The organism is Nocardioides sp. (genome assembly GCF_035576065.1).
Classification (GTDB): Bacteria; Actinomycetota; Actinomycetes; order Propionibacteriales; family Nocardioidaceae; genus Nocardioides.
This window is the reverse complement of sequence record NZ_DATLWX010000001.1, coordinates 76,866-100,497: the sequence shown is the minus strand read 5'-3', so window position 1 is coordinate 100,497 and position 23,632 is coordinate 76,866. Positions and strand designations below refer to the sequence as shown.

Annotated in this window: 20 protein-coding genes; 3 read left to right on the top strand and 17 right to left on the bottom strand. The window is 70.0% G+C overall.

Annotation, left to right across the window (positions count from 1 at the left end; translation table 11 throughout):
* Nucleotides 1–5: 5 nt before the first annotated feature.
* The 10 genes from tsaD to glmS are packed head-to-tail and all read right to left on the bottom strand — an operon-like array spanning nucleotide 6 to nucleotide 9,243.
* Entirely contained in the window at nucleotides 6–1,052 is a 1,047-nt protein-coding gene (gene tsaD / locus VNJ48_RS00540; protein WP_325598025.1) for a tRNA (adenosine(37)-N6)-threonylcarbamoyltransferase complex transferase subunit TsaD, read from the bottom strand.
* Nucleotides 1,045–1,536, bottom strand: a complete 492-nt coding sequence (locus tag VNJ48_RS00535; RefSeq protein WP_325598024.1) for a GNAT family N-acetyltransferase — start codon at nucleotides 1,534–1,536, stop codon at nucleotides 1,045–1,047. The genes tsaD and VNJ48_RS00535 overlap by 8 nt, the downstream gene beginning before the upstream one ends.
* The gene (gene tsaB, locus VNJ48_RS00530; RefSeq protein ID WP_325598022.1) at nucleotides 1,533–2,180 is read right to left on the bottom strand and encodes a tRNA (adenosine(37)-N6)-threonylcarbamoyltransferase complex dimerization subunit type 1 TsaB; all 648 of its coding nucleotides are present in this window, start codon (nucleotides 2,178–2,180) and stop codon (nucleotides 1,533–1,535) included. Before tsaB ends, VNJ48_RS00535 begins: the two co-directional genes overlap by 4 nt.
* Before the next feature lie 14 nt (nucleotides 2,181–2,194).
* Nucleotides 2,195–3,082, bottom strand: coding sequence for a tRNA (adenosine(37)-N6)-threonylcarbamoyltransferase complex ATPase subunit type 1 TsaE (gene tsaE / locus VNJ48_RS00525; protein ID WP_325598020.1), 888 nt, complete (start codon nucleotides 3,080–3,082; stop codon nucleotides 2,195–2,197).
* Nucleotides 3,079–4,155, bottom strand: a complete 1,077-nt coding sequence (locus VNJ48_RS00520) for an alpha/beta hydrolase (protein ID WP_325598018.1) — start codon at nucleotides 4,153–4,155, stop codon at nucleotides 3,079–3,081. Before VNJ48_RS00520 ends, tsaE begins: the two co-directional genes overlap by 4 nt.
* Nucleotides 4,152–5,285 carry an alanine racemase gene (alr, locus tag VNJ48_RS00515; protein ID WP_325598016.1) on the bottom strand — a complete coding sequence of 378 codons (1,134 nt, stop codon included), beginning with the start codon at nucleotides 5,283–5,285 and terminating at the stop codon, nucleotides 4,152–4,154. Before alr ends, VNJ48_RS00520 begins: the two co-directional genes overlap by 4 nt.
* Before the next feature lie 20 nt (nucleotides 5,286–5,305).
* A complete protein-coding gene (locus VNJ48_RS00510; RefSeq protein ID WP_325598015.1) occupies nucleotides 5,306–6,631 on the bottom strand; it encodes an NAD(P)H-hydrate dehydratase in 1,326 nt (441 codons plus the stop codon).
* A gap of 54 nt (nucleotides 6,632–6,685) precedes the next feature.
* Nucleotides 6,686–6,973 (bottom strand): LysM domain-containing protein, encoded by a 288-nt coding sequence (locus tag VNJ48_RS00505; protein ID WP_325598013.1) that lies wholly within the window; start codon nucleotides 6,971–6,973, stop codon nucleotides 6,686–6,688.
* Nucleotides 6,974–7,030: 57 nt separating this feature from the next.
* On the bottom strand, nucleotides 7,031–7,384 hold the full coding sequence (locus tag VNJ48_RS00500; protein ID WP_325598011.1) for a holo-ACP synthase: 354 nt from the start codon (nucleotides 7,382–7,384) through the stop codon (nucleotides 7,031–7,033).
* 2 nt (nucleotides 7,385–7,386) lie between these two features.
* Nucleotides 7,387–9,243, bottom strand: coding sequence for a glutamine--fructose-6-phosphate transaminase (isomerizing) (glmS, locus tag VNJ48_RS00495; protein WP_325598010.1), 1,857 nt, complete (start codon nucleotides 9,241–9,243; stop codon nucleotides 7,387–7,389).
* Nucleotides 9,244–9,308: 65 nt separating this feature from the next.
* Here glmS and coaA point away from each other — a divergent pair, with 65 nt between their 5' ends.
* Nucleotides 9,309–10,277, top strand: coding sequence for a type I pantothenate kinase (gene coaA, locus VNJ48_RS00490; protein ID WP_325598009.1), 969 nt, complete (start codon nucleotides 9,309–9,311; stop codon nucleotides 10,275–10,277).
* Nucleotides 10,278–10,357: 80 nt separating this feature from the next.
* Here the strand turns inward: coaA and VNJ48_RS00485 are convergent, their stop codons facing one another.
* From VNJ48_RS00485 to rplM, 6 genes are all read right to left on the bottom strand, one after another.
* Nucleotides 10,358–11,356 (bottom strand): GNAT family N-acetyltransferase, encoded by a 999-nt coding sequence (locus VNJ48_RS00485; protein WP_325598007.1) that lies wholly within the window; start codon nucleotides 11,354–11,356, stop codon nucleotides 10,358–10,360.
* A gap of 61 nt (nucleotides 11,357–11,417) precedes the next feature.
* On the bottom strand, nucleotides 11,418–11,855 hold the full coding sequence (locus tag VNJ48_RS00480) for a hypothetical protein (protein ID WP_325598005.1): 438 nt from the start codon (nucleotides 11,853–11,855) through the stop codon (nucleotides 11,418–11,420).
* 119 nt (nucleotides 11,856–11,974) lie between these two features.
* Nucleotides 11,975–12,439, bottom strand: coding sequence for a hypothetical protein (locus VNJ48_RS00475; RefSeq protein ID WP_325598004.1), 465 nt, complete (start codon nucleotides 12,437–12,439; stop codon nucleotides 11,975–11,977).
* Between the two features lie 54 nt (nucleotides 12,440–12,493).
* The gene (glmM, locus tag VNJ48_RS00470; RefSeq protein ID WP_325598002.1) at nucleotides 12,494–13,840 is read right to left on the bottom strand and encodes a phosphoglucosamine mutase; all 1,347 of its coding nucleotides are present in this window, start codon (nucleotides 13,838–13,840) and stop codon (nucleotides 12,494–12,496) included.
* Nucleotides 13,841–13,849: 9 nt separating this feature from the next.
* Nucleotides 13,850–14,347, bottom strand: coding sequence for a 30S ribosomal protein S9 (gene rpsI, locus VNJ48_RS00465; RefSeq protein ID WP_297736454.1), 498 nt, complete (start codon nucleotides 14,345–14,347; stop codon nucleotides 13,850–13,852).
* Nucleotides 14,348–14,376: 29 nt separating this feature from the next.
* Nucleotides 14,377–14,820: a 50S ribosomal protein L13 gene (rplM, locus tag VNJ48_RS00460; RefSeq protein WP_297736451.1), complete on the bottom strand. Its 444-nt coding sequence runs from the start codon at nucleotides 14,818–14,820 to the stop codon at nucleotides 14,377–14,379.
* A 311-nt stretch (nucleotides 14,821–15,131) separates the two neighbouring features.
* Here rplM and VNJ48_RS00455 point away from each other — a divergent pair, with 311 nt between their 5' ends.
* Both VNJ48_RS00455 and VNJ48_RS00450 read left to right on the top strand, forming a co-directional pair.
* Nucleotides 15,132–16,439: a citrate synthase gene (locus tag VNJ48_RS00455; protein WP_325597998.1), complete on the top strand. Its 1,308-nt coding sequence runs from the start codon at nucleotides 15,132–15,134 to the stop codon at nucleotides 16,437–16,439.
* 196 nt (nucleotides 16,440–16,635) lie between these two features.
* Nucleotides 16,636–17,826, top strand: a complete 1,191-nt coding sequence (locus VNJ48_RS00450) for an MFS transporter (RefSeq protein ID WP_325597996.1) — start codon at nucleotides 16,636–16,638, stop codon at nucleotides 17,824–17,826.
* On the opposite strand, the gene pulA is transcribed toward VNJ48_RS00450, so the two are convergent.
* On the bottom strand, nucleotides 17,786–23,476 hold the full coding sequence (gene pulA / locus VNJ48_RS00445; protein WP_325597994.1) for a pullulanase-type alpha-1,6-glucosidase: 5,691 nt from the start codon (nucleotides 23,474–23,476) through the stop codon (nucleotides 17,786–17,788). The genes VNJ48_RS00450 and pulA overlap by 41 nt on opposite strands.
* Between the last annotated feature and the right edge of the window lie 156 nt (nucleotides 23,477–23,632).

The window sequence follows — 23,632 nt, the reverse complement described above, 5'->3', positions numbered from 1 at the left end:
CGGGCTCACGCCACCACGGTGGTGATGGGCTGGGACGAATCGGCTGGGAGGTCGAGCGCCGACGGCGCTCGACCTCTCGTCACGAGCTCGGCTCCCAGGGCGGCGACCATGGCACCGTTGTCCGTGCACAGGCCGGGGCGCGGCACCCGGACCCGGATCCCGCGGGCAGCGGCACGCTCGGTGGCCATCGCTCGGAGCCGACTGTTGGCGGCCACCCCGCCGCCGATGAGGATGTCGTCGATCCCGTGGAACTGGGCCGCGTCGAGAGCCTTGCGGACCAGCACGTCGCACACCGCCTCCTGGAACGATGCGGCCACGTCCGCCACGTCGATGGGGTTGCCGGCGCGTTGCTGTGTCTCCACCCACCGGGCGACGGCCGTCTTCAGCCCGGAGAAGGAGAAGTCGAACCGGTGCCGCTCGACGTCCTTGCGACTGGTGAGACCCCGCGGGAAGTCGATGGCGACACTGTTGCCGCTGAGGGCCGCACGGTCGATGTGAGGACCGCCCGGGAACGGGAGACCGAGCAGCCGGGCCACCTTGTCGAAGGCCTCGCCAGCGGCGTCGTCGATCGTGGCGCCCAGCGGGTCCACCCCGACGGTCACGTCCTCGACCTTGAGCAGGCTCGAGTGGCCACCCGAGACGAGCAGGGCCAGACAGGGCTCCGGGAGGGGACCGTGCTCGAGCTGGTCGACGGCGACGTGGGCGGCCAGGTGGTTGACGCCGTACAACGGCTTGCCCAGCCCCAGGGCCAGCGCCTTGGCACTTGCCACTCCGACGAGCAGTGCACCGACCAGCCCGGGCCCCGAGGTGACCGCGATGGCGTCGACGTCGTGCAGGCTGATCCCGGCGGTCTCGCACGCACGCTCGATGGTCGGGACCATGGCTTCGAGATGGGCACGACTGGCCACCTCGGGCACCACCCCGCCGAAGCGGGCGTGCTCGTCGACGCTGCTCGCCACGGCATCCGCAAGCAGGGTGTGGCCGCGCACGATCCCGACACCGGTCTCGTCACAGGAGGTCTCGATGCCGAGCACGAGGGGTCCGTCACTCATGACTCGATCCTCCCCCATCAGCCGCGCCGGTCGGTGACCAGTGCCCGTCGGTGACCAGGGCCCGTCGCATCACGATCGCATCGGACCCGTCACGGTAGTAGCGGGCCCGCACGTCGATCCGGGCGAAGCCCGCCCGGGCGTAGAACGCGATCGCGGCTCCGTTGGCAGCACTCACCTCGAGGAGCATCCGGTCCGCCTCCCTCGGGTGCTCGAGGAGGTCATCCAGCAGTGCCGTGGCCACGCCCGACCTCTGTGCGTCGGCACGCACCGCGATGCGTTGCAGGTCCACCACGTCGCCGAGGGACATCGAGACCGCGTAGCCGACCAGCCCGTCCGTCCCGTCCGGGTCGGTCACGACGAACCGGCGACCCGGACCGTCCAGCTCGGCACGCAGAGCCGCCTCGTCCCAGGCGTCCGCACCGAAGAGCTCCCGCTCCAGCACCGCCAGGTCAGGAAGGTCCGCGGCGGTCGCCAGCCGGATCATGCGCCGGGGAGCACGGGCTTGCGGAGCGAACTCTCCACCGCGTCCGGCCGGCGGAGGTAGAGCGGGTCCGGATCGAGAAGGACGGCCCGTTCCTCCGTGACGACCCGGGCCAGCCAGCCCGCACTCGGGCGGTGCGGTGCCACCGCGTGCGGGAAGGCCTCGGCGTAGAGGCGCGCTCCGTCACCGGCAACGGGCAGGGCGGTCGCAGCATCGGCCGGCTTCGAGACGTGAGGGCCGTCCGTGCGCCGCCCTTGGTCGTCGTACGCCGCCACGTAGACCTCCTTGCGACGCGCGTCCGTCGCCACCAGGAACTCGCCCCTCACCGTGCCGGTGTCGACGGCCTCGATCGCGATCACGTCGAGGGAGCACACGCCGTAGACCGGGACGTCCAGGACGTGGGCCAGCGTGCGGGCAGTGACCAGGCCGACACGCAGGCCGGTGAAGGGTCCGGGACCGACACCCACGGCGATCGCGGTCAGGTCCTGGCGCACCACTCCGGCGTCGGTGAGGACGGACGCGATCAGGGGCGCCAGCTGCTCCCCGTGCTTCATCGGGTGGTCGGAGACGCGCTCGGCCACGACCTCGTGGCCGTCGTGGAGCGCGACGCTCACGAGCGGAGTGGCGGTGTCGAACGAGAGAAGCACGGTCGTGAGGCTACTCAGGCGCTCACGCGGCGCACGTGGACGACACGAGGATCCAGCTCCTGGCCGTCCATCGCATCAGCCATCGCCCGACTGATCGTGACCTCCAGCCTGGAGTCGGTGAGGGCCTCCACGAGGCCGGCGCCCCACTCCACCACCGTGACCGCCTCGTCGAGCGAGGTGTCGAGGTCGAGGTCGTCGAGCTCGTCGATCCCGCCTAGGCGATAGGCGTCGACATGGACGAGGTCAGGCCCAGCGACCAGCGACGGGTGCACCCGGGCGATGACGAACGTCGGCGACGTCACGTCACCCCGGACCCCGAGCCCGCGGCCGATCCCCTGGGTCAGCGTCGTCTTGCCGGCCCCGAGCTCGCCGGTGAGCACCACGAGGTCGCCGGCGTGGGTCGACCTGCCCAACCGCTCCCCCAGCACCCGCATGTCGTCGGCGTCCGCGACGTCCCAGGACGACTCGAGCTCGCGCCGCAGCTCGAGGTAGGGCGAGGTGGCCTCGACCACCTGGAAGCCGTGCCGCTGCCAGAACGCAGAGGTGGCAGGGAGCTCTTCTCGGGCGAGCACCGCCAACCACCGATAGCCGAGGGTGCAGTCGACGGCTTGGGCCACCAGCGCGCTGGCGACGCCGTGCCCCTGTGCCTCCGGGACGACACCGAATCGGCGCAGCATCATCACGTCGGCGCGAGGACCGAAGAGCAGGGCACCCACCGGCCGGCCGTCGAGGGTGGCCAGCAGGCCCCCGTGCGTCCCGAGCTCGGCCCGGACGCTGGACACGGTCTCCGACAGCGCGTCGGCCGGTGGGTCCAGGACGGGTCGTGCCGCGAAGGCTGCGCCGACCACGGCGTGGACATCGGCGGCGGCGTCGGCTCCGACGCGGCGTACGTGCAGCGTCACAGCGCCTCGAGCCGCGCGAAGGCGTGCGAGATGAGGTCGTCGAGCTCGGCGTTGACGTCCGTGTGCCGCTCCAGGATCACCATGTGCCCGGCGCCCTCGCACTCCAGCAGGCTCGATCCCGGGATGCGGGCGTGCAGCTCGCGAGCGTGACTGATGTCGGTGATCTTGTCGTTGGTCCCGCAGATCACCGCTGAGGGCACCTGGCCCAGGACCTCCACGTGCTTGAACTTGTCGAGGCTGGCGAAGGTCGGATAGAAGTCGGCGACCACGGCGAACGGGGTGGCGTTGAGCATGTCAAAGGTGAAGTCGACGTAGTGGCCCGGCACGTCGTCGCCGAAGGCGTAGCGGTCCGTGACCACGTCTGCCAGGGCGTGCCCCCACTTGCGGGCCAGGTCGACGACCCGATGGCCATGGTCCAGGGTGCGCACGGCACGGCCCATGAACCGGCCACCCAGTCCGAGCGGCAGCATCGGGAAGAGGATCCGGCCCGGGTCGAGGCCACCTGCCGTGGTCGAGATCAGGGCAACCCCCACCACCTTGTCCCCGAACAGCTCGGGGAACTGCTCGGCCAGCGAGATGATGCTCATGCCGCCCATGGAGTGGCCGACGAGCACGCACGGCCCCGGCGAGGTCTGCTCGATCACCCGGAGCAGGTCGAGGCCGAGCTGATCGATGGTCGTGCGGTGATCCTCGGATCGCGCGGACCGACCGTGGGACCGCTGGTCGTAGAAGACAGTGCGGATCTGGCCGCGATAGCCGGCTCGCTGGAAGTGCCAGCTGTCGAGGTTGAGGGAGTAGCCGTGGGCGAAGATGACCGTGAGGTCCGCGCCGTCCTGGAGCTTCTTGCGGCGGCTCTTCGTCGCTACGACCTCGTCGACCTCCGCGTGGAGGTCGACGCCGTCGTCGGTGATGACGTTCAACGGCGTGCTGCGCAGCGAGCCGAAGGGGATCACGTCGCCCACGCCGCGCTTGGCGATCACCCGGTGCCGCTGCGCGACTCCGACGACGACACCCGCCGCCGCGAGTCCAGCGGCGCCGGCGGCCGCGCCCATCGCCCTGCGCTTGACGCTCATGACGTCGTCTCGTCCACGTAGCGCCTCGTGAGGCGGCCGCCGACCCGGGTCACGATCTCGTAGTTGATGGTGTCGACGGCCACCGCCCAGTCCTGGGCGGTGGGCTCACCATGAAGCCCTGAGCCGAAGAGCACCACCTCGGTGCCAGCGGGTGGGAGCTCTCCGTCGAGGTCGACCACGAACTGGTCCATGCACACCCGTCCCCGGATGGGTCGCCACGTGTCGCCCACGCGCACCGAAGCAGCGTTGCCTGCGGCTCGGGGGATGCCTTCGGCATACCCCGCAGGGATGATGCCGACGCTGGTGTCGCGTTCTGCCACCCAGGTGTGGCCGTAGGAGACGCCGTCACCCGCGGCGATCGGCTTGCTCATCACCAGCCTGGCTCGGACGCTCATCGCCGGGACCAGGTCGAGGTCGTGGGTGAATCCGGGAGCCGGGTCGAGGCCGTAGCTGGCGATGCCACAGCGGACGAGGTCGAACCGTGCCGAAGGACGGAGCACCGCAGCCGCGGAGTTGGCGAGGTGCCGCAACCCGGGCTGCACGCCGAGGGTCGCGGCCAGGTCGACCGCCTCGAGGAAGGCCTGCTCCTGCGCGTCGTTGGCGGGGTGAGCCGGTTCGTCGCTCGCTGCGAGGTGAGACCAGATCCCGGTGATGTCGAGCGCGCCCTGCCGCTCCAGCTCAGCGGCCCTGGAGAACAGCTGCAGCCAGTCGGCCCGGGACGCGCCACCACGCGCGAGGCCGGTGTCGAGCTTGAGCTGCACCCGGGGACGCGGACCGGCTTCGACGATCTCGTCGAGCTCCTCGATCGTGTAGGCCGTCAGGTCGATGTCCGCGGCCACCGCCACGTCGTAGTCCTCGCCCGGCACCGCCAACCAGCACAGCACCCGCCCGTCGTCGCCGGCAGCACGCAGGGCAAGGGCCTCGTCGAGGGTCGCGACGCCGAGCCAGTCGGCGCCCGCCTCGCGAGCCGCGCGGGCGACCGGCACCATGCCGTGGCCGTAGCCGTCGGCCTTGACCACCGTCATCATCGCCACGTCCGGGCCCACGATCTCGCGGAGGCGGCGGACGTTGTGCCGGATCGCCGCCAGGTCGACCACGATCTCCGCGCGCGCAGGACCGGTCGACGTCATGGGAGCAATCCTGTCACCCCTCACAGGAGGGATCGCAGCACACCGCCCACAGCGTGGGCGACGTCTCCCGCCACGAGCGGCCCTCCGGCGGACGCCTCGGTCGCTGCAGCACCGTGCACCCACGATCCGGCTGACGCGGCGTCCCAGGGCGAGAGCCCGGCCGCCAGCAGCGCACCGATCAACCCCGCCAGCACGTCTCCGGCTCCGGCGGTGGCCAACCAGGGCACCCCCGTCGTGGTGACCCGGACCAGGCCGTCCGGCCTGGCGATCAGCGTCCTGCGCCCCTTGAGCAGGACGACCGCCTCGAAGCGAACGGCTGCCGCCCGTGCGTGCTCGAGCGGACGGGCCTCGATCTCCTCGCGCGCGCAGCCCAACATGGCGGCCAGCTCCCCTGCGTGCGGCGTCAGCACGCACGGTATGCCGACAGGCCCGACCACATGAGCGAGCGCATCGGCGTCGATGACGACCGGGACCTCGTCGGTCAGCGCGCTCGCCAGCTCAGCCCCCGCGTGCTCTCCCCCGCCGGGCCCCACGACCCACGCCTGCACGCGGCCCGGACCGACGACCTCCGGATGGATGAGGCGGACCTGGTCAGCGACGGCGTCAGGGCCGGCGTAGCGCACCATCCCGACCAGCCCGCACGATGCGCCGGCCACGCACAACAGGGCCGCCCCCGGATAGGTCGGACTGCCGGCACGGATGCCCACGACGCCGCGGGTGTACTTGTGGGCCTCCCCGCCCGGTCGGGGAAGCAGTCGCGTCACGTCCGCCGGCTGGAGCGACTCCACCGATGCCTCGGGCAGGGTGAGCCCGATGTCGACCAAGTGGACGGCGCCGCAGGCGGCAGCCGCCGGATCCACCAGGTGCGCCACCTTGTGGGTCCCGAAGGTGATCGTCACGTCCGCGACGACGTGGGGGCCGTCGACCTCCCCGGTGTCCACTCCGACCCCGGACGGGACGTCGACCGACACCACTGGGATGCCGTCGAGGGACGCGAGTGCCGCAGCCGCTCCGGGCGTGAGACCAGGGCGGCCGCCGATGCCGACGATGCCGTCCACCGCGACGTCGGGTGGCGGTCCTTCCAGCGACTCCAGGACGCTGCCCCCGGCGACGAGCAGGGCCTCGAGCCCGGCCTCATGGTGTCGCGATCCCAGGAGCAGCACGTCCACCACCACCCCTCGACGACGCAGCAGCACGCCGGCGTACAACGCATCTCCGCCGTTGTCACCGGCACCCACGAGGAGCAGCACCCGCCGGCCATAGCCCCCACCGAGGAAGTCGAGCACGGCATGGGCCAGCCCGGTGGCAGCGCGGTCCATGAGCGCGCCGTCCGGCAGGGTCCGCATCAAGTCGTCCTCGCAGGAGCGGACCTGGGCGACTTGGTGGGCGAGACGCACGGCTCAGCGCATCGGGATCCGGAAGACCTGACCCGGGAAGATCAGGTCGGGGTCCTCGATGTCGTTGATGCGGACCATCTCGTCGACGGACGTGCCGGCTCGGGCACTGATCTCCTGGAGGGTGTCGCCCACCTCGACCGTGTAGGTGTCGAACACCTCCGGCGTGGTCTCGACCGGAGCGGCGGCCGGCTCGTCAGTCTTGGCCGTCCTCGAGGCCGCTGCTGTCTGCTTCGACGCCCGCGTGGAGACGGCATCCCTGAGAGCACCCTTGACGCTGTCCAGGAAACCCATTTCGCCACCTCGCGTGTTGTCGTCGACGTCCGAGCCCACGCTAGCCCAGCCGCTGGGTCAGCACTCCAGCACGACCACCGCGGAGGCGATCCCGGCGTCGTGGGACAGCGAGACATGCACGTGCTGGGCGCCCAGCGCCTCGGCCCGGGCAGCGACGGTCCCCCTCAGCACGAAGCGGGGACGGCCCGTCTCCTCCGACACGATCTCGGCGTCGTGCCAGGCGAGTCCGCCGGGGGCACCCAGAGCCTTGGCAATGGCTTCCTTGGCGGCGAATCGCGCCGCCAGCGACGCCAGCGGGCGAGTCGCCTCGGCAGCGGTGAAGAGCCGGTCGCGCAGCGCGGGCGTGCGTGTGAGGGACGCGCCGAACCTCTCGACGTCGACCACGTCGATGCCGACCCCGACGATCGTCACGTCTACTCGACCGTGACGGACTTGGCCAGGTTGCGCGGCTGGTCCACGTCATGGCCCATCCGGGTGGCGAGCTCGCAGGCGAACAGCTGGAGCGGGATGACGGCGACGATCGGCTGGAGCAGCGTCGGCACCTTCGGGAGCCGGATGAGGTCGTCGGCGTACGGAGTGATCGACTCGTCGCCCTCCTCGGCCAGGACGATGGTGTGGGCCCCACGCGCGCGGATCTCCTGGATGGCGCTGGCCATCTTCTGGTGCAGCTCGTCGCGGCCCTTGGGCGGGACGACGCAGAAGACCGGCAGCCCCTCCTCGATCAACGCGATGGGTCCGTGCTTGAGCTCGCCCGCGGCGAAGCCCTCGGCGTGGATGTAGGCGAGCTCCTTGAGCTTGAGCGCACCTTCCAGTGCGATCGGGAAGCCTGCGTGGCGGCCCAGGAACAGGACCGAGCGCGTCTCGGCGTGCTGCGCGGCGATGGCGTAGATCTCGTCCGCCCGGTCGAGCACCGTCTGCACGTGCTGCGGCATCTTGGCGAGCTCATCGAGGATCTGGGAGATCTCGTCGCCGAACTTCATGCCACGGACCTGGGCGAGGTAGAGACCGAGCAGGTAGCAGGCGACCAGCTGGGTCAGGAACCCCTTGGTCGACGCCACCCCGATCTCGGGTCCGGCGTGCGTGTAGATCACCGCGTCGGACTCCCGCGGGATGGTGGAGCCGTTGGTGTTGCAGATCGCGAGCACCCGGGAGCCCTGCGCCCTCGCGTGCCGGATCGCCATCAGGGTGTCGGCCGTCTCGCCCGACTGGCTCAGGGCGACGACCAGGGTGTCGCGGGTCAGGATCGGGTCGCGGTATCGGAACTCGTGGGAGAGCTCCACCTCGCACGGGATCCGGGTCCAGTGCTCGATCGCATACTTCGCGACCATCGCGGCGTAGTTGGACGTGCCGCAGGCGACGACGATGATCTTGTCGACCGTGCGCAGCTCGTCCTCCGAGATGCGCACCTCGTCGAGCTGCAGCCTGCCGCTGCCGTCGTGTCGGCCGAGCATCGCGTCGGCGAGGGCGCGCGGCTGCTCGAAGATCTCCTTGCGCATGAACCAGTCGTAGCCGTCCTTCTCCGCAGCCGACAGGTCCCAGTCGACGTGGTAGCGCTTGCCCTGCGCCGGCGTCCCGTCGAAACCGGTGACCTCGACCGCGTCGCGGGTGATCGTGACGACCTCGTCCTGTCCCAGCTCGAGCGCCTCCCGGGTGTGCTGGATGAAGGCAGCGACGTCTGAGCCGATGAAGTTCTCACCCTCACCGAGACCGACGACCAGCGGGGAGTTGCGGCGCGCCGCAACGACACGGGACGGGTCCTGGCCGTCGACCGCGACCAGCGTGAAGGCCCCCTCGAGGCGCTGACAGACCCGCTGCATGGCGGTCGTCAGGTCGGCTCCGGACTGCACCTCGAGCTCGAGCAGGTGGGCGGCCACCTCGGTGTCGGTCTCGGAGAGCATCTCGTGACCGGCGTCCTCGAGCTCGGCGCGCAGCGTCGCGAAGTTCTCCAGGATGCCGTTGTGCACGACAGCGACGCGGCGGTGCCGGCCGAGGTGCGGGTGGGCGTTCTGGTCGTTGGGGGCTCCGTGGGTGGCCCATCGGGTGTGGCCGATGCCGGTGGTTGCTGCGGGGAGGGGCGACTCGGAGATGGCCTTCTCGAGGTTGACCAGCTTGCCGGCGCGCTTGTCGGAGACGAGGACTCCGGTGCCGTCGGACATGTCCACCAGCGCGATCCCGGCCGAGTCGTAGCCGCGGTATTCCAGCCGACGCAGGCCCTCGATCACGACGTCCTGCGCCTGCTTCTCACCGACATATCCCACGATTCCGCACATGGTGCGGAGTCTACGCATCGGCACCCGTGCGGGCATGATCCCCAACCGGTGCAAGAATCCTGCGCATGTCGGACGCACCGGGGCTGTCCATCGCGAGTGAGTCATCCCCCTACGTGGAGCTCGAGCGGGCCGCCTGGGCAGCGCTGGCACAGGAGAGCGAGAGCCCGCTCACACCCGACGAGGTCCGCCAGCTCCGTGGGCTCGGGGACGAGCTGGACCTCCAGGAGGTCGAGCAGGTCTACCTCCCCCTGTCGCGGCTGCTGTCGATGTACGTCGCAGCAGCCGGCCGCCTTCACCGCAAGCAGGAGGAGTTCCTCCACCGCCAGCAGCCGCCGCGCACCCCGTTCGTCATCGGACTGGCGGGCTCCGTGGCCGTCGGCAAGTCCACGACGGCGCGCGTGCTCCAGCAGGTGCTGGCCCACTGGCCCGAGCACCCCAACGTCGCCCTCGTCACCACCGACGGCTTCCTCTATCCCAACGCCGAGCTCGAGCGACGCGGGATCCTGCACCGCAAGGGCTTCCCCGAGTCCTACGACCGCAAGGCGCTGCTGCGCTTCGTCGTCGACATCAAGTCCGGCCGCGACGAGGTCGAGGCTCCCACCTACTCCCACCTCGTCTACGACGTGGTCCCCGACGAGCGGGTCGTCATCAAGCGCCCCGACATCGTCATCATCGAGGGTCTCAACGTGCTGCAGCCCGCCCGGATCCGCGACGACGGCCGCACCGGCCTGGCCGTGAGCGACTTCTTCGACTTCACCGTCTATGTCGACGCGGCACTGTCGGACATCAAACGGTGGTACGTCGAACGCTTCCTGCGACTCCGCGAGACCGCGTTCGCAGACCCGGCGTCCTACTTCTACAAGTACGCCGCACTCACCCCCGACCAGGCGGTCGACGTGGCGACGCACATCTGGGACTCGATCAACGGCCCGAACCTCGTCGAGAACGTCGCTCCCACCCGTGGCCGCGCCACCCTCGTGCTCCGCAAGGACGCGGACCACTCGGTGCGCTACGTGCGGCTGCGCAAGCTGTGACAGATGGGGGCACTACCGCGACGGGGCCTGACGTCGTGCAGCCAGAGCGTTCCAACAGGCAATCCCCATGACGTCAGGGATCAGGTCTTCTTCTGGAGCTCGAGCAAGGTCTCGATGCTGCGATAGCCGAGGGCTTCGTTGACCGCGTTCATGTGCTGGTTGGCCTCGGCGTTGCAGGTGTCGACCGTGCGCAGGTCCGGCCAGGTCGCAAGGGCGAGGTCGTGGGTGGCGAGCTTGAGCGCCATGCCGAGGCGGTGTCCGCGGTGCGCCGGGTCGACGAGCGTGACGCCGATCTCGCCGTGTGTCGGGTCCGCCTCGTTGATGCGGACGTCGGAGCTGCCGGCCACCGACCCGTCCGGCGCGAGCGCCAGGGCTGTGAGCCGGCGACGCCCCGTCGCGACGTACAGCTGCTCCGCAGCGCGGAGCCGTTCAGGGGTCCACTCAGAGTCCTCGAGGTCCAGGTCCCCCAGCGGGATCTCGGCGATCAGCATGCCCAGCAGCCGACCGAACGAGGCCAGGTGCTCCTCGGGGCAGAGGGTGTCGAAGGTGACGATGCGATAGCCGTCGGCGGCCCGACCCACCCGCTCCACCAAGGTCCCGCGACGGGAGACGTAGTCGACCACCGACAGCTCCTTGAGGGACTCCCGGCTCGCCACCGCGTAGCCCAGGGCGATGGCGAAGGGCTCCCCGGGGGCGGTACCACCCGGCGGCACGTAGGCCTCGCTCTGGATCGTCGTACGCCCATCGGCCGCGGCCAGGGCCTCCAGCTCGCGTGCCAGCGCTGTGCCGACGCCCTCGCGAGCCCGCTCCGGCACGACGAAGGCGAACACCATGGCCGCGTGCAGGTTTTCGTTCAGCGACTTTGTCAGCAGACCAGCTCCCACCGTCCGGCCGGCGTCCGTCGCGCCCAGCAGCACGATCCCCTGCTCCGGGTTGTGGGCCGGCAGGGACACCCGACTCTGCTCCCACAGCGGCCATGGCTTGCCCGGTCGCTCCGCAGTCGCGGCCTTCCCGACCTCCCACCAGGCGCGCAGCGCGATCTCGTCGTGCGGGTCGATGACACGGATCTCCGGAGGCACCGCTCGACCCTAGGTCAGTTGCGCGCGACCAGCAGCCTGGTTTTCTCCGTCATGCCGCTCGTCAGGGCGACTGAGCCCTCATGCGGCGTACACACAGGAGGACTGGAAGAAGAAGCACCAGCCCGAGCACGAAGCTCGCCGCAGCGTAGGCCTGCTCGGCCTGGACACCACGGACGGTCAGGCCCGCGACCAGCAACAGCCCCACACCGCAGACCGCGGCCATGGCTGCTATGACCCACGCAGCCGCACGAGCCCTCGGAGCGGCGACCACTGCGACCAGGGCCGCCACCGTCGCCAGGAGGAGGGGCAGTCCACCCCAGATGATCGTGGCGAGGAACGAGCTGGCTGCCAGCCCGATCGAGCCATCCCCCAGCTCGAGGCCGCTCGACTCGATCGCGAAGGCAGCGGCGTTCCACACCACCACCGCGAGGACCAGCGTCAGGAATGAGCCGAGAGCCACCCCGCGCCACGACGGGCCGTACCCAGTCTCTTCAGTCATGGAAGCAGGATGTCAGCCCAGCCACGTCCGGGGCGCTGGTTGCGACAATCGGGGCCACTTCGCAGTGGCCTCGCCGATCTCGTCCGGCGTGTCGGCAGTTGTACGGCGTGTCGCGCGACTCACGCCACTGAGGTGGCCCTGGCGTCCTCGGGCTGCGCCCACCGGGCCCGCTCGACACACAGGACGAGGGGGACCAAGAGCACCAGAGCGAGCAGCAGGCTCACGACGCCGAACGCCGTCTCGGCCGTCGTCCGCGTGATCGACAGTGCCGCGACCGCCGCCAGGCCAAAGGCACTGAGCACCGAGAGCACGGCGATGCACCACGCAGCGGCGCGCGCCGTGTGCGGCCCACCGAAGGCGGCAACCAGTGACGCGACCAGCGACAGGAGGATGGGCACCGAGCCGTAGACGACTGTGATGATGAAGGAGGAGAAAGTCATGCCCCACCCGTCCTCTGGCCCCGCCAGCGCACTCTCGTCGATGGCGGATGCCGCCAGATTCAACGCCAGGGCGACCAGCCCGAGCGTCACGAAGGAGCCGAGGGCGATCGCGCGCCAGGACATGGGACGCCGGGTCTGGTTCATGACCACAAGGTGTCAGCATCGGGGTGCGGGGGCGATGAGCCCGCGTGCTCAGCCTCAGAGGGCGAGCTGGGCCTTGACCACGTCGGCGAGTCGGTGGGCGACGTCATGGGCGAGGTCGTGCGTCGGGGCCTCGACCATCACCCGGACCAGGGCCTCGGTGCCCGAGGGCCGGAGCAGGATCCGACCGGAGTCCCCCAGTGCGGCTTCCTCCTCGGCCACGGCCGCGGCCAGGACGGCGTCCTCGTCGGTGCGGGACTTGTCCACGTCCGCCACGTTGACGAGCACCTGCGGCAAGCGAGTCATCACCCCCGCCAGCTCCCTCAGCGAGGTGCCGGTAGCGGCCATCCGCTGCAGCACCTTCAGGGCGGTCAGGATGCCGTCACCCGTGGTGGCGTGGTCGGAGAGGATCACGTGTCCGGACTGCTCGCCACCGAGGTTGTAGCCCGAGATCCGCATCGCCTCGAGGACGTAACGGTCGCCCACCTTGGTCTGGCGGACTCCCACGCCCGCGCCCTTCATGGCGTGGACGAAGCCGAGGTTGCTCATCACGGTCGCCACCACCGTGTCCTTGACCAGGGTGCCCTCATCGCGCATGGCGAGCGCCAGGACGGCCAGGATCTGGTCGCCGTCGACGACGTTGCCCTCCTGGCACACCGCCAGGCACCGGTCGGCGTCGCCGTCGAGTGCGAACCCGGCGTCGGCTCCGTGCTCCAGGACGGCGGCCTGGAGTGACTCCAGGTGGGTCGAGCCGCAGTCGTCGTTGATGTTCAGGCCGTCGGGGTCGGCATGGATGCTGATGACCTCCGCGCCGGCCTCGCGCAGGGCCCGGGGTCCGACCTCGGAGGCGGCACCGTTGGCACAGTCGAGCACCACCTTGAGACCGCGCAGCGGCTCGGGTGTCGCGGCGACGAGGTGGCTCGCGTAGGCGGTCACGGCGTCGGCGTACGGCGAGACGCGGCCCACGTCGCCACCGGTCGGCCGCTGCCACTCCTCGCGCATGCGCTTCTCGATCGCGACCTCGATCGCGTCATCGAGCTTGAGCCCTCCGCGGGCGAGGAACTTGATGCCGTTGTCGGGCATCGGGTTGTGCGAGGCCGACAGCATCACGCCCAGGTCGGCGTCGAGCGCGCCGGTGAGGTAGGCGACACCCGGTGTCGGCAGCACTCCCAGGAGGAGGACGTCGACGCCGGCCGAGGCGAGACCTGCGACCACCGCCGCCTCGAGGAACTGCCCCGAGATGCGGGTGTCGCGTCCCACCACAGCCCTCGGGCGGTGCCCGGCGAACTCGCCGCGGTCGGCGAGCACGTGTGCTGCGGCAACAGAAAGGTCCAGGGCCAGCTCCGCCGTCAGTGCGACGTTAGCCAGACCCCGGACCCCGTCCGTGCCAAAGAGGCGAGTCATGCGGTCAGATCAGCGCTTGCTGAACTGCGAGGCCTTGCGAGCCTTCTTGAGTCCGGCCTTCTTGCGCTCGACGGCGCGGGCGTCACGCGTGAGCAGCCCGAGCTTCTTGAGCTCGGCGCGGTTGGCGTCGATGTCGATGGCGTTGAGCGAGCGGGCCACGCCGAGACGCAGGGCGCCGGCCTGACCGGCGATGCCGCCGCCGTGGATGCGGCACAGCACGTCGAAGCGGCCCTCGAGCTGCAGCGCGACGAACGGCTCGTTGACGATCTGCTGGTGCAGCTTGTTGGGGAAGTAGTCCTCCAGCGTGCGGCCGTTGACCGTCCACTGGCCGGTGCCCGGGACGAGCCGGACGCGGGCGACGGCTTCCTTGCGGCGGCCGGTCGCGGCACCGGGAGCGATCGTCGCGGGACGCAGCGGGGCGTCGGCGGACGGGGCGCTCTCGGAGCTGTAGGCGACGCCGTCGGCGTCGGTCTCGAAGGTCTCTTCGACCTCTGACGTGGTCTCGATGTTCTCAGTCACTGTTCGGTCCTATGCGCTTACTGGGAGACCTGGGAGATCTCGAACGGGATGGCCTGCTGTGCCACGTGGGGGTGCTCCGGGCCGGCGTAGACCTTGAGCTTCTTCAGCACCTGACGGCCGAGCTTGTTCTTGGGGAGCATGCCCCAGACAGCGCCCTCGATGGCCTTGCGAGCGTCCTTCTCGAGGAGCTCACCGAACGGCGTCGAGGAGAGGCCGCCGGGGTAACCCGAGTGGCGGTAGGCAAGCTTGGTGACCTTCTTGTTGCCCGAGAGGGCGACCTTGCTGGCGTTGATGATGATCACGAAGTCGCCCATGTCCATGTGCGGAGCAAAGGTCGGCTTGTGCTTGCCGCGGAGAAGGTTGGCGGTCTGGACGGCGAGGCGTCCCAGGACCACGTCGGTGGCGTCGATGACGAGCCACTCTCGCTGGATGTCAGCGGGCTTGGGGCTGTACGTGCGCACGGCTGTATCCCGATCTCGTTCGTAGTGCCAGATGGGGGATGTCCCACCCGGTGTGGTGCTGCGGCTTCTGACGAACACTGCCCAGCTCGCCGCTTGAATGAACACAGCGTCTGGGTCTGCACCCGGATCCGTGCGGATCATGGGTGCGGCAGGAGTCGCGACCAGCAAGATTACGCCCGGCACACCCGGGGGTCAAAACGCCGCAGCCACGGCACGCCGAGCAGCCGACGGCGGCCGGACCGGGTTGGCGTGGCCTGCGGGGTCGCGGCTAGGTTGGACGGACTCCATTGACTTCCAGGACAGGAGCCGACGTGACCGACGTAGCGGCCAACTCCGACTCCCTGACCGTACGCGACAACCGCACCGGCCAGGAGTACGACATCCCGATCACGGATGGGACGATCAACGCCAAGGACCTCGGCCAGATCAGGACCGACGAGAACACCCCAGGACTTGCGACGTACGACCCCGGCTTCGTCAACACAGCCTCGTGTCGAAGCGCCGTGACCTACATCGACGGCGACAAGGGCATCCTCGAATACCGCGGCTACCCCATCGAGCAGCTGGCTGAGAAGTCCAACTTCCTCGAGGTCGCCTATCTCCTCATCCACGGCGCACTCCCCACCAAGGCGGAGTACGACAGCTGGGTGCACGAGATCACCTACCACACGTTCGTCCACGAGAACGTGAAGTCCTTCATGGAGGGCTTCCGCTACGACGCGCACCCGATGGGGATGCTGATGGCGTCTGTCGGTGCGCTCTCGACGTTCTACCCCGACGCGCGCAACATCGGCGACGCCGACAACCGGCACATGCAGATCGTCCGCATGATCGCGAAGATGCCGACGCTGGGCGCCTGGTCCTTCCGGCACGCGCAGGGCAAGCCCTTCGTCTACCCCGACAACGACCTCGGCTACACCGCCAACTTCCTCTCGATGCTCTTCAAGATGAGCGAGAAGAAGTTCGAGGCCGACGAGCGTCTGGTCAAGGCCCTCGACGTCCTGTTCATCCTCCACGCCGACCACGGGCAGAACGCGTCCACCAACGCGGTCCGCTCGGTGGGCTCGACCCAGGTCGACCCCTACTCGGCCGTGGCCGCCGGTGTCGGTGCGCTCTTCGGTCCGCTGCACGGCGGCGCCAACGAGGCCGTGCTGCGCATGCTGCGGCGCATCGGCAGCACCTCGGAGATCCCCGCATTCATCGAGGGCGTCAAGGACGGCAACGAGAAGCTGATGGGCTTCGGTCACCGGGTCTACAAGAACTACGACCCGCGCGCCAAGATCATCAAGAAGTCCGCCGAGGACGTCTTCGAGGTCACCGGCACCAACCCGCTCCTCGACATCGCCAAAGAGCTGGAGAAGATCGCGCTCGAGGACGAATACTTCGTCAAGCGCAAGCTCTACCCCAACGTCGACTTCTACTCCGGCCTGATCTACGAGGCCTTCCAGTTCCCGCCCGAGATGTTCACCGTCCTCTTCGCCATCGGCCGCACGCCGGGCTGGTTGGCGCAGTGGCTCGAGCTGGTCCAGGACAAGGACCAGAAGATCGCGCGCCCCAAGCAGATCTACACCGGTGATCGCGAGCTGACGTTCACACCGTCCTCCGAGCGCTGGTCCTGAGCACCGCCCGGGTCGCGCGGCGCAGCCGCGCGACCCGCAGCGGTGCGAACGGCGCAGCCCGGCGTCAGCCGGGCAAGCCGGACAGTGCGCGGCGCAGCCGCGCGACCCGCAGCGGTGCGAACGGCGCAGCCCGGCGTCAGCCGGGCAAGCCGGACAGTGCGAGGGGCGCAGCACGGCGACAGCCGGGCAAGCCGGGATGCTGAGCGTCTGGCGCACGCCCGGGATGCCCCAGCTGGGGCTCCTCTCGGTCGTCGGTTTCGCCGGGTACGCCGCACTGCTGGCCGTCGCTCCGCTGTGGGCCATCCGCGGCGGAGCCTCCGAGGCGGGCGGGGGGCTCGTCAACGGCGTCCTCCTCGGCGCCACCGTTCTGGCGCAGCTGCTCGTGCCGCGTGCGCTGGCCGCCTTCGGGACCCGACGCGTCCTGGCCGCGGGGCTGCTGCTCCTCGGGCTCCCCGCCCCGGCCTACCTCCTGTCCGACGGCCTGGCCTGGGTGCTCGCCCTCTCGGCACTGCGCGGAGTCGGCTTCGGCGTCCTCACCGTCACCGGGTCGGCCGCCGCCGCCCACCTCGTCGATCCGGCACGCCGTGGTCGGGCGATCGGCGCGTACGGTCTCGCGGTCGCCGTACCGAACCTGCTCCTGCTCCCGGCGTCCGTGCCCCTCGCCGAGGGCCTGGGCTTCGCGTGGGTCTTCTGGATCGCCGCGTTGCCCGTCCTCGGTGTCCCGGCGGCGCTCGGGCTGGGGGCCGTGCTCCGGGACCTCGGGCACGACCGACCCGCACCCGCCACCTCCCGGGCCGGCCGCCCGGACCCCCGGACGCTGCTCGTCATGGTGCCGCCGATCCTCGTGCTGTTCGCCGTCACCATGGCCGGCGGCGGGCTGCTGACCTTCGCCCCCCTTCTGGCAGGCCCGACGACGGCGATGGCCCTGCTCCTCGGGATGGGTCTGACCGCGACCCTCGCCCGCTGGTTGGTCGGGCACGTCGCCGACCGGCACGGTGCGTCGCGGTTCCTGGCGCCCCTGCTCGTCGTCGCGGCGGCAGCCACCGCCGGGTGTGCCTGGGCGGTCCACCACCGCCACCCGGTCGCCCTGGTCGTGGCCGCGACCGTCCTGGGGATCTCGTACGGCGCCCTGCAGAACCTCACCCTCGTCGCTGCGTTCGCGGCCGCAGGACCGGGCCGCATCCCCGTCGCCAGCGCCGGCTGGAACATCGGCTTCGACGCAGGCACGGCCTCCGGCGCCATGCTCGTGGGCGCGCTGGCCGCGTCCTGGTCCTTCCCGGTCGCCTTCGTCGTGATGGCTGCCGTCCTGCTCGCCACGGTCCTCGTGACCCCCTTCCCGCGGCGACTCAGCGCTCGAACACAGCTGTCGTCCGGCCAGGCACCGTGACGCCGTCGGCTGCTGCAGTGCTCACCTTGACGACGCCGTCACTGCCGGCAGCCTGCACGTCGTGGAGCCTCCAGCCGGCGCCGGTGCCGCTGACCGTCTGCTCGCCCGGGGTGGCGTTGAAGACGACGAGCACCCCGTCCCGGTCGGCGTCGGCATCGGCGCCTGCTGTGTCGTCGATGAGCATCGCAATGACACCGGGCGTGGCGTCCAGGAAGCTGACCTTGGCCTGGATGGCGTCGTAGGAACCGAGCCGGAACAACGGAGACGACATCCGAATCCTCAGCAGGTCCTGAGCGCGCTCATGCGCAGCGTCCATGGCGGCCGCGTTCGGCTTCAGCGCCGCATCGGCGAGCAGGGGGCGCATGAAGTCCCACTTCGCCTCGTTGTCGGCTCGCAACGGCAACCCGGAACCGAAGGTGTGCTCTCGGCGCTCCCAGTCGATCCGGTTGAACCAGTCGCCCGAGTCGTAGGAGTTGCGGTCCAGGGACTTCGAGCGCAGCAGGTCGGTTCCGGCGTGCCAGAACACCACTGTCTGGGAGAGCGCGACGGTCGACAGTGACACGGTGTTCATCCGCACGCGGTCTGCCATGGAGGTTCCTTGCGGCAGCTTGAAGGCGAGAGAGTCGAACAGCGTCTCGTTGTCGTGGGCGTCGACGTAGGTGATGGTCTCTGCCGGGTCGGCGGCGTAGCCGGCCGGCTGACCGTTGTAGTCGACGTCCTTGCCGGTGACGGTCGCCCCGCTGGAGTCGCGGAACGAGAAGTCCGCGAGGTTGCCGGCCAGGCCGAGCTTGACCAGGTCCTGGGCGTGCAGGAGGTCGGCCCGTTGCTCGTCGGGACTGCCGTTGACCGGGGCGCCGTTGGGGTCGGTGAAGAGCCCGGAGCCGAAGCCCTGGACGCGCGGGTCCGCGTCGAAGGGACCGCCACCGCGGACGGCGTCACGCAGGCGGTCGCTGAATGAGCCGATCCCAGTGCCGGCGAGATTGAGCTGGGTGGCCTGCACGAAGCGCGCGTCGTCGGCCACCTCGCCGAAGTTCCAGCCCTCGCCGTACAGATAGATCGAACGTCCGTCGACGCCGTCGCGACGGATCGTCAGGTCGTCGAGCGCCGCTCTCAGCCGCTGCATGTTCTCGAGGCTGTGATGACCCATCAGGTCGAAACGGAAACCGTTGACCTTGTAGTCGCGCGCCCACGTGAGCACCGAGTCGATCATCAGCTTCTCCATCATCGCGTGCTCGGTGGCGGTGTTGGAGCAACACGTGGAGCTCTCGACGGCACCGGTGGCGTTCAGGCGGTGGTAGTAGCCGGGCACGACCTTGTCGAGCACGGACTTCGCGTCCTGGCCGTCGGCGGCGGTGTGGTTGTAGACGACGTCCATCACGACCTGCAGCCCAGTGCGGTTGAGTCCCTGGACCATCCGGCGGAACTCGACGGTGCGTTGCGTGCCGTTCGGGTCGGTGGCGTACGACCCTTCGGGCGCGGTGTAGTGGAGGGGGTCGTAGCCCCAGTTGAAGCCGTCGCCCGAGCGGATGTCGTCGACGCACGCCTGCTGTTCGGGCGAGTCGGGCGGCAGGGACGCCAGGTCGCAGCCGGGCACGCTCTGGGCGGCGCGCCGCTCCTCGATCGTGGCGATGTCGAAGACCGGGAGCAGGTGCACGGTGTTGAGGCCCGCGTCGGCGAGCCGACGCAGGTGCCGCATGCCGGCGGTGTCGTCGCGGGCGAAGGCGAGGTAGGTGCCGCGTTCGGCCTGCGGGACGGTCTTGTCCGCGATCGAGAAGTCCCGGACGTGCAGCTCGTAGACGTTGCGGTCCTCGGGCTGCGCGATCACGGGCGGCTGGGTCTGGGACCAGCCGGGAGGCGCCAGGGCGGGATCAGCCAGGTCGACGATCAACGACTGTGCCGAGTTGGCGGTGAGGGCGACCGAGTAGGGGTCGGTGACGGTGTTGGTGACGACCCGCTGCAGGCGCGGGGAGAAGACGCGCACCTCGTAGGTGTACGGCGCCCCCTTCCAGGAGCCCGGGCCGGTGACCGTCCAGGTGCCGTCGGCGTGCCGGTCCATCGGCAGCCGGCGGCCGCGGACCACCGCTGCCACGTCCTGCGCCGTCGGCGCCCAGAGACTGAGCGTGGGCCGTCGGCTCTTCCACGTCACGCCCAGCGTCCGGGCGGCGGCTGCGGCGTACACGTCGTCGAGCACTCCCGGCACCTGCACCCCTGTCGCGTCGCGCAGGGTCCCGTCGGCGGCGTACGACGCCACGGCGAGCTGGCCGGTGAGGATCTCGGACACCCTGTTGACGGCCGCCGGGTCGAGGCGGAAGGCCTCATGGTCGGCGAGGTGCGGGAAGTCCGCGACGACGTCCGCCGGCAGGCCGGCGGGGTCGTGGACCAGACGCGCGCTCGAGCCGCCGGTGACCGCCTCGGCGTCCACGGCGAGGTCGGCCTGTTGCGACCAGTGCAGGCGGTAGCGCCCACTGGCGCCGTCCGGGACGTCCCAGGCAACGAGGCCTGCGCGCAGCCAGTGCGCTCTAGCCTTGGTCAGGTCGGGCGCGGCCCCGGCGGCCCGGGTGCCGATGCTCAGGACGTGCGTGGCCACGTCGTAGGTGAAGACCACCTCGCCCCCCGATGCCGGCACTGTGAAGGGGATGTTCGCACCGCCCGCGACTCCGTCCTTGCCGTAGTTCTCGGTCCACGAGAGCCCGTGGGCGACCTTGGTCTCGTAGTCGCCGGCAGGCAGGGCGCCGGTGGCGAACGTGTAGCTGCCATCGCCATCGAGGTCCTTGAGCCAGCCGCGCATGCAGTCCGGCGACCAGTCGCCGGGGCAGCCGAGCTCGGACTGCATGTTGCCCGCCAGGGTCACGATTGGTCCGTTGGCGTCGGTGGTGATCCAGTGGGAGCCGTGCTCGTAGTAGAAGGTCACCGCCTGCTCCGAGTCGAGCTTCAGTGCCAGGTTGCCACCCCCGGGGGTGCCCCCTGCGCCGTAGTTCTCGTCCCAGCTGCCGTTGATGGCTGCCTTGAACTCGTAGTCGCCGGCGGGCAGCGTGACCGTCCGCTTCCAGACGAGGTCCTTCGCGTCGAGGGACATCTGGGCCTCTGGACAGTCGGGCGACCAGTCGGAGGCGCAACCGATCTCGGAGTTGTGGCTGCCGGGCATCGAGACCGCACCGGGCTGGGTGACCGGGCCGGAGCCGCCCCCACCACCGCCGGGAGTCGGCTCTGCCTCCGGGTCGCCGACCGAGGCTGAGGTCGACGCTACCGAGAGGTTGCCGGAGCTGTCGCGCAGCACGGCGCGGTATTCGACCAGCGTGCCTCGAGCCAGCCCGCCGGTGTCGTGGAAGACGCGGTACGGCGCGTTGTCGTCGGTGCCGAGCGGCGTCCACTCCTTGGCCCCGACCGGACGCCAGGCGACCGTCACCTGGTTGAAGCCGCCATCGGGCACACCCACGGTGATCGGCGAGCGACCGCCGACCACCCCGCCGGCAGACGGCTTCTCGAAGTGCACGGCCGGGGCTTGGGCGCGCCCGGCGAGCGTGCCGGCAGCGCGCCACACCACTGCTGAGAGTGGGGGCACCGTGACGGTGACGCGGCCTTCCGCATCACTGCGCAGCGACGTACGGGCGGCGGGCCAGACCTGCTTGAAGGTCCCCCGGCGCATCTCGGTGCCGAAGGTGACCGTCTTGGCAGTCGTGGCGTTGTTCAGCGCGACGACGTGCTCGCGCCGCTCCCGGGCGTCGATGCGACTGAAGGCGAAGACACCCGCGTCGTTCGAGGAGTAGCGGTGCAGCTGCGCGCCATCGGCGAGAGCCGGATAGCGCGTGCGCAGGCGAGCGAGGTCGCGGATAGTCGTGTAGAGCGGGTGGGTGGTGTCGAAGTTGGCCTGGGCCGTGGTCGCGTCGGTGCCGAGCAGGTCGTTGTCGTTGTACGACGCCACCTTGCTCGGGAACATGTCCTCGCGAGCGTCCTTGTCACCGCCGTCTCCTACGAACCCCTGCTCGTCGCCGTAGTAGACGACCGGCTGACCGCGGGTGAGGTACATCAAGGAGTGGGCGAGCCGGTCGCGCTCAAGCGCCTGCTCACTGCCGGCGAGGAATGTCCCGATCCGGCCCATGTCGTGGTTGCCGAGGAAGGTCGGCACGGCGTAGGCGTTGGAGTCGGTGTCGGTGTAGTGGTCGTCGGCGGCGTAGAAGTCGCGGAGCCGGCGGGTGGGAGCACCCTTGGCGAAGCCCGTGCCCGTGCTCTGGAAGCCGAAGTCGAGGGTCGCGTCCATCCGACCGGTGGTGCTGAACGTCGACAGGTAGGCCGGGTCGGCGTCATACACCTCGCCGAAGGCGAAGAAGTCGTCGTTGCCTCGCGAGGCGGCGTGCTCGCGGATCGCCGGGGCGAACTCCTGCCAGAACTCCAGGTTGACGTGCTTGACGGTGTCGATGCGGAAGCCGTCGATGCCGAAGTCGACCCAGGTCTTGTAGATGTCGGTCATCCCGTCCACCACGTCCGGCTGCTCGGTGAAGAGGTCGTCGAGGCCGACGAAGTCGCCATACAGCGAGGACTCACCGGCGAAGGTCGAGTCACCGCGGTTGTGGTAGTTGGTCGGGTCGTTGAGCCAGGCCGGGACCTTGACGGTACGGTCCGCCTCCGTGCGGAACTGCGGCGTGTAGGGGAACGACGTGGTCGGGTCCAGCTCGGGGAAGGTGTCCTTGCCGGCGAAGTCGCGGTCGTCGAAAGGCTGGCCGGAGGCATCGCGGTAGGGCTCGGAGTCCTTGCTGATGTAGGGGTGGGTCGCCTCTTCGTGGTCGATCACGTCAGCCGTGTGGTTGGTGATGATGTCGAAGAAGACCTTGATGCCTCGCCCGTGGGCCTTGTCGATGAAGGCCTTGAGCTCGGCGTTGGTGCCGAAGTGCGGATCGATCCGGGTGAAGTCGGTGACCCAGTAGCCGTGATAGCCGGCGCTCGCGTCGGCGCCAGCGCCCTGGACGGGCCGGTTCATGAAGCTGGGGGTGAGCCAGATGGCGGTCGTCCCCAGGCCGGCGATGTAGTCGAGCCGTTGGGCCAGACCCGCGATGTCGCCGCCGTGGAAGAAGCCCTTGTCGGTCGCGTCCAGGCCCGTCACCATCCGGTCGCCGGAGAGGCCGCCTGCATCGTTGCCCGGGTCGCCGTTCTCGAACCGGTCGGCCATGACGAAGTAGAACTGCTCGCGCGTCAGGGGCGCACGCAGAGATGTCCCGGCGAGCGCCTCGTCCCCGGCAGTCGGCCTGCCCACCGGCTGTGCGGCGGGCGCGACGGCCACGCGGTGGCTTGCGTCGTCGTAGGTGAAGCGAAGCTTGGCGGGGTGGGACAGCACGAGCGGCAAGTTCGCCCCTCCGGCCGCACCGTTGGCGCCGTAGTTCTCGGCCCATGATCCGTTGATCGTCACCTTGAACTCGTAGGTGCCAGCCGGGACGTCTGCGGTCAGCGCCCACGAACCGTCGGCCTGGAGAGACAGGCTGGACTGCACGCAGTCGGGGACCCAGTCGGCGGTGCACCCGACCTCGTCCTGCAGATTCCCGACCAGGGTCACAGAGGCCGGAGGTTCGGCGCGGTGCTCGGCTCGGGCCGGGGTCAGCGGTGAGATCGTGGCAAGAAGAGTGGCGAGGCCGGTGACGGCCAACAGCGGACGACGCACGATTTCTCCCGAGAGATGGGGGCGGGTGTGGCGTGCGTCACGATAGGAGCCTCTTGGCAGATATTGCAACGGCTGCAAGATCTTTCATAGGCCGTGGACGTGAACGGCTGCAGATCTTGCAGCGCCGGTCTTCTTGGCCAGCCCCCAGCGGCCTTT

Coding starts and splice junctions, on each gene's coding strand:
- VNJ48_RS00475 (WP_325598004.1), bottom strand. CDS start 12,439: ATGAACCAGACCCGGCGTCCCATGTCCTGGCGCGCGATCGCCCTCGGC.
- glmS (WP_325598010.1), bottom strand. CDS start 9,243: ATGTGCGGAATCGTGGGATATGTCGGTGAGAAGCAGGCGCAGGACGTC.
- VNJ48_RS00505 (WP_325598013.1), bottom strand. CDS start 6,973: ATGGGTTTCCTGGACAGCGTCAAGGGTGCTCTCAGGGATGCCGTCTCC.
- coaA (WP_325598009.1), top strand. CDS start 9,309: ATGTCGGACGCACCGGGGCTGTCCATCGCGAGTGAGTCATCCCCCTAC.
- glmM (WP_325598002.1), bottom strand. CDS start 13,840: ATGACTCGCCTCTTTGGCACGGACGGGGTCCGGGGTCTGGCTAACGTC.
- alr (WP_325598016.1), bottom strand. CDS start 5,285: ATGACGTCGACCGGTCCTGCGCGCGCGGAGATCGTGGTCGACCTGGCG.
- VNJ48_RS00450 (WP_325597996.1), top strand. CDS start 16,636: ATGCTGAGCGTCTGGCGCACGCCCGGGATGCCCCAGCTGGGGCTCCTC.
- VNJ48_RS00510 (WP_325598015.1), bottom strand. CDS start 6,631: ATGCGGACCCTGCCGGACGGCGCGCTCATGGACCGCGCTGCCACCGGG.
- tsaD (WP_325598025.1), bottom strand. CDS start 1,052: ATGAGTGACGGACCCCTCGTGCTCGGCATCGAGACCTCCTGTGACGAG.
- VNJ48_RS00480 (WP_325598005.1), bottom strand. CDS start 11,855: ATGACTGAAGAGACTGGGTACGGCCCGTCGTGGCGCGGGGTGGCTCTC.
- VNJ48_RS00535 (WP_325598024.1), bottom strand. CDS start 1,536: ATGATCCGGCTGGCGACCGCCGCGGACCTTCCTGACCTGGCGGTGCTG.
- VNJ48_RS00520 (WP_325598018.1), bottom strand. CDS start 4,155: ATGAGCGTCAAGCGCAGGGCGATGGGCGCGGCCGCCGGCGCCGCTGGA.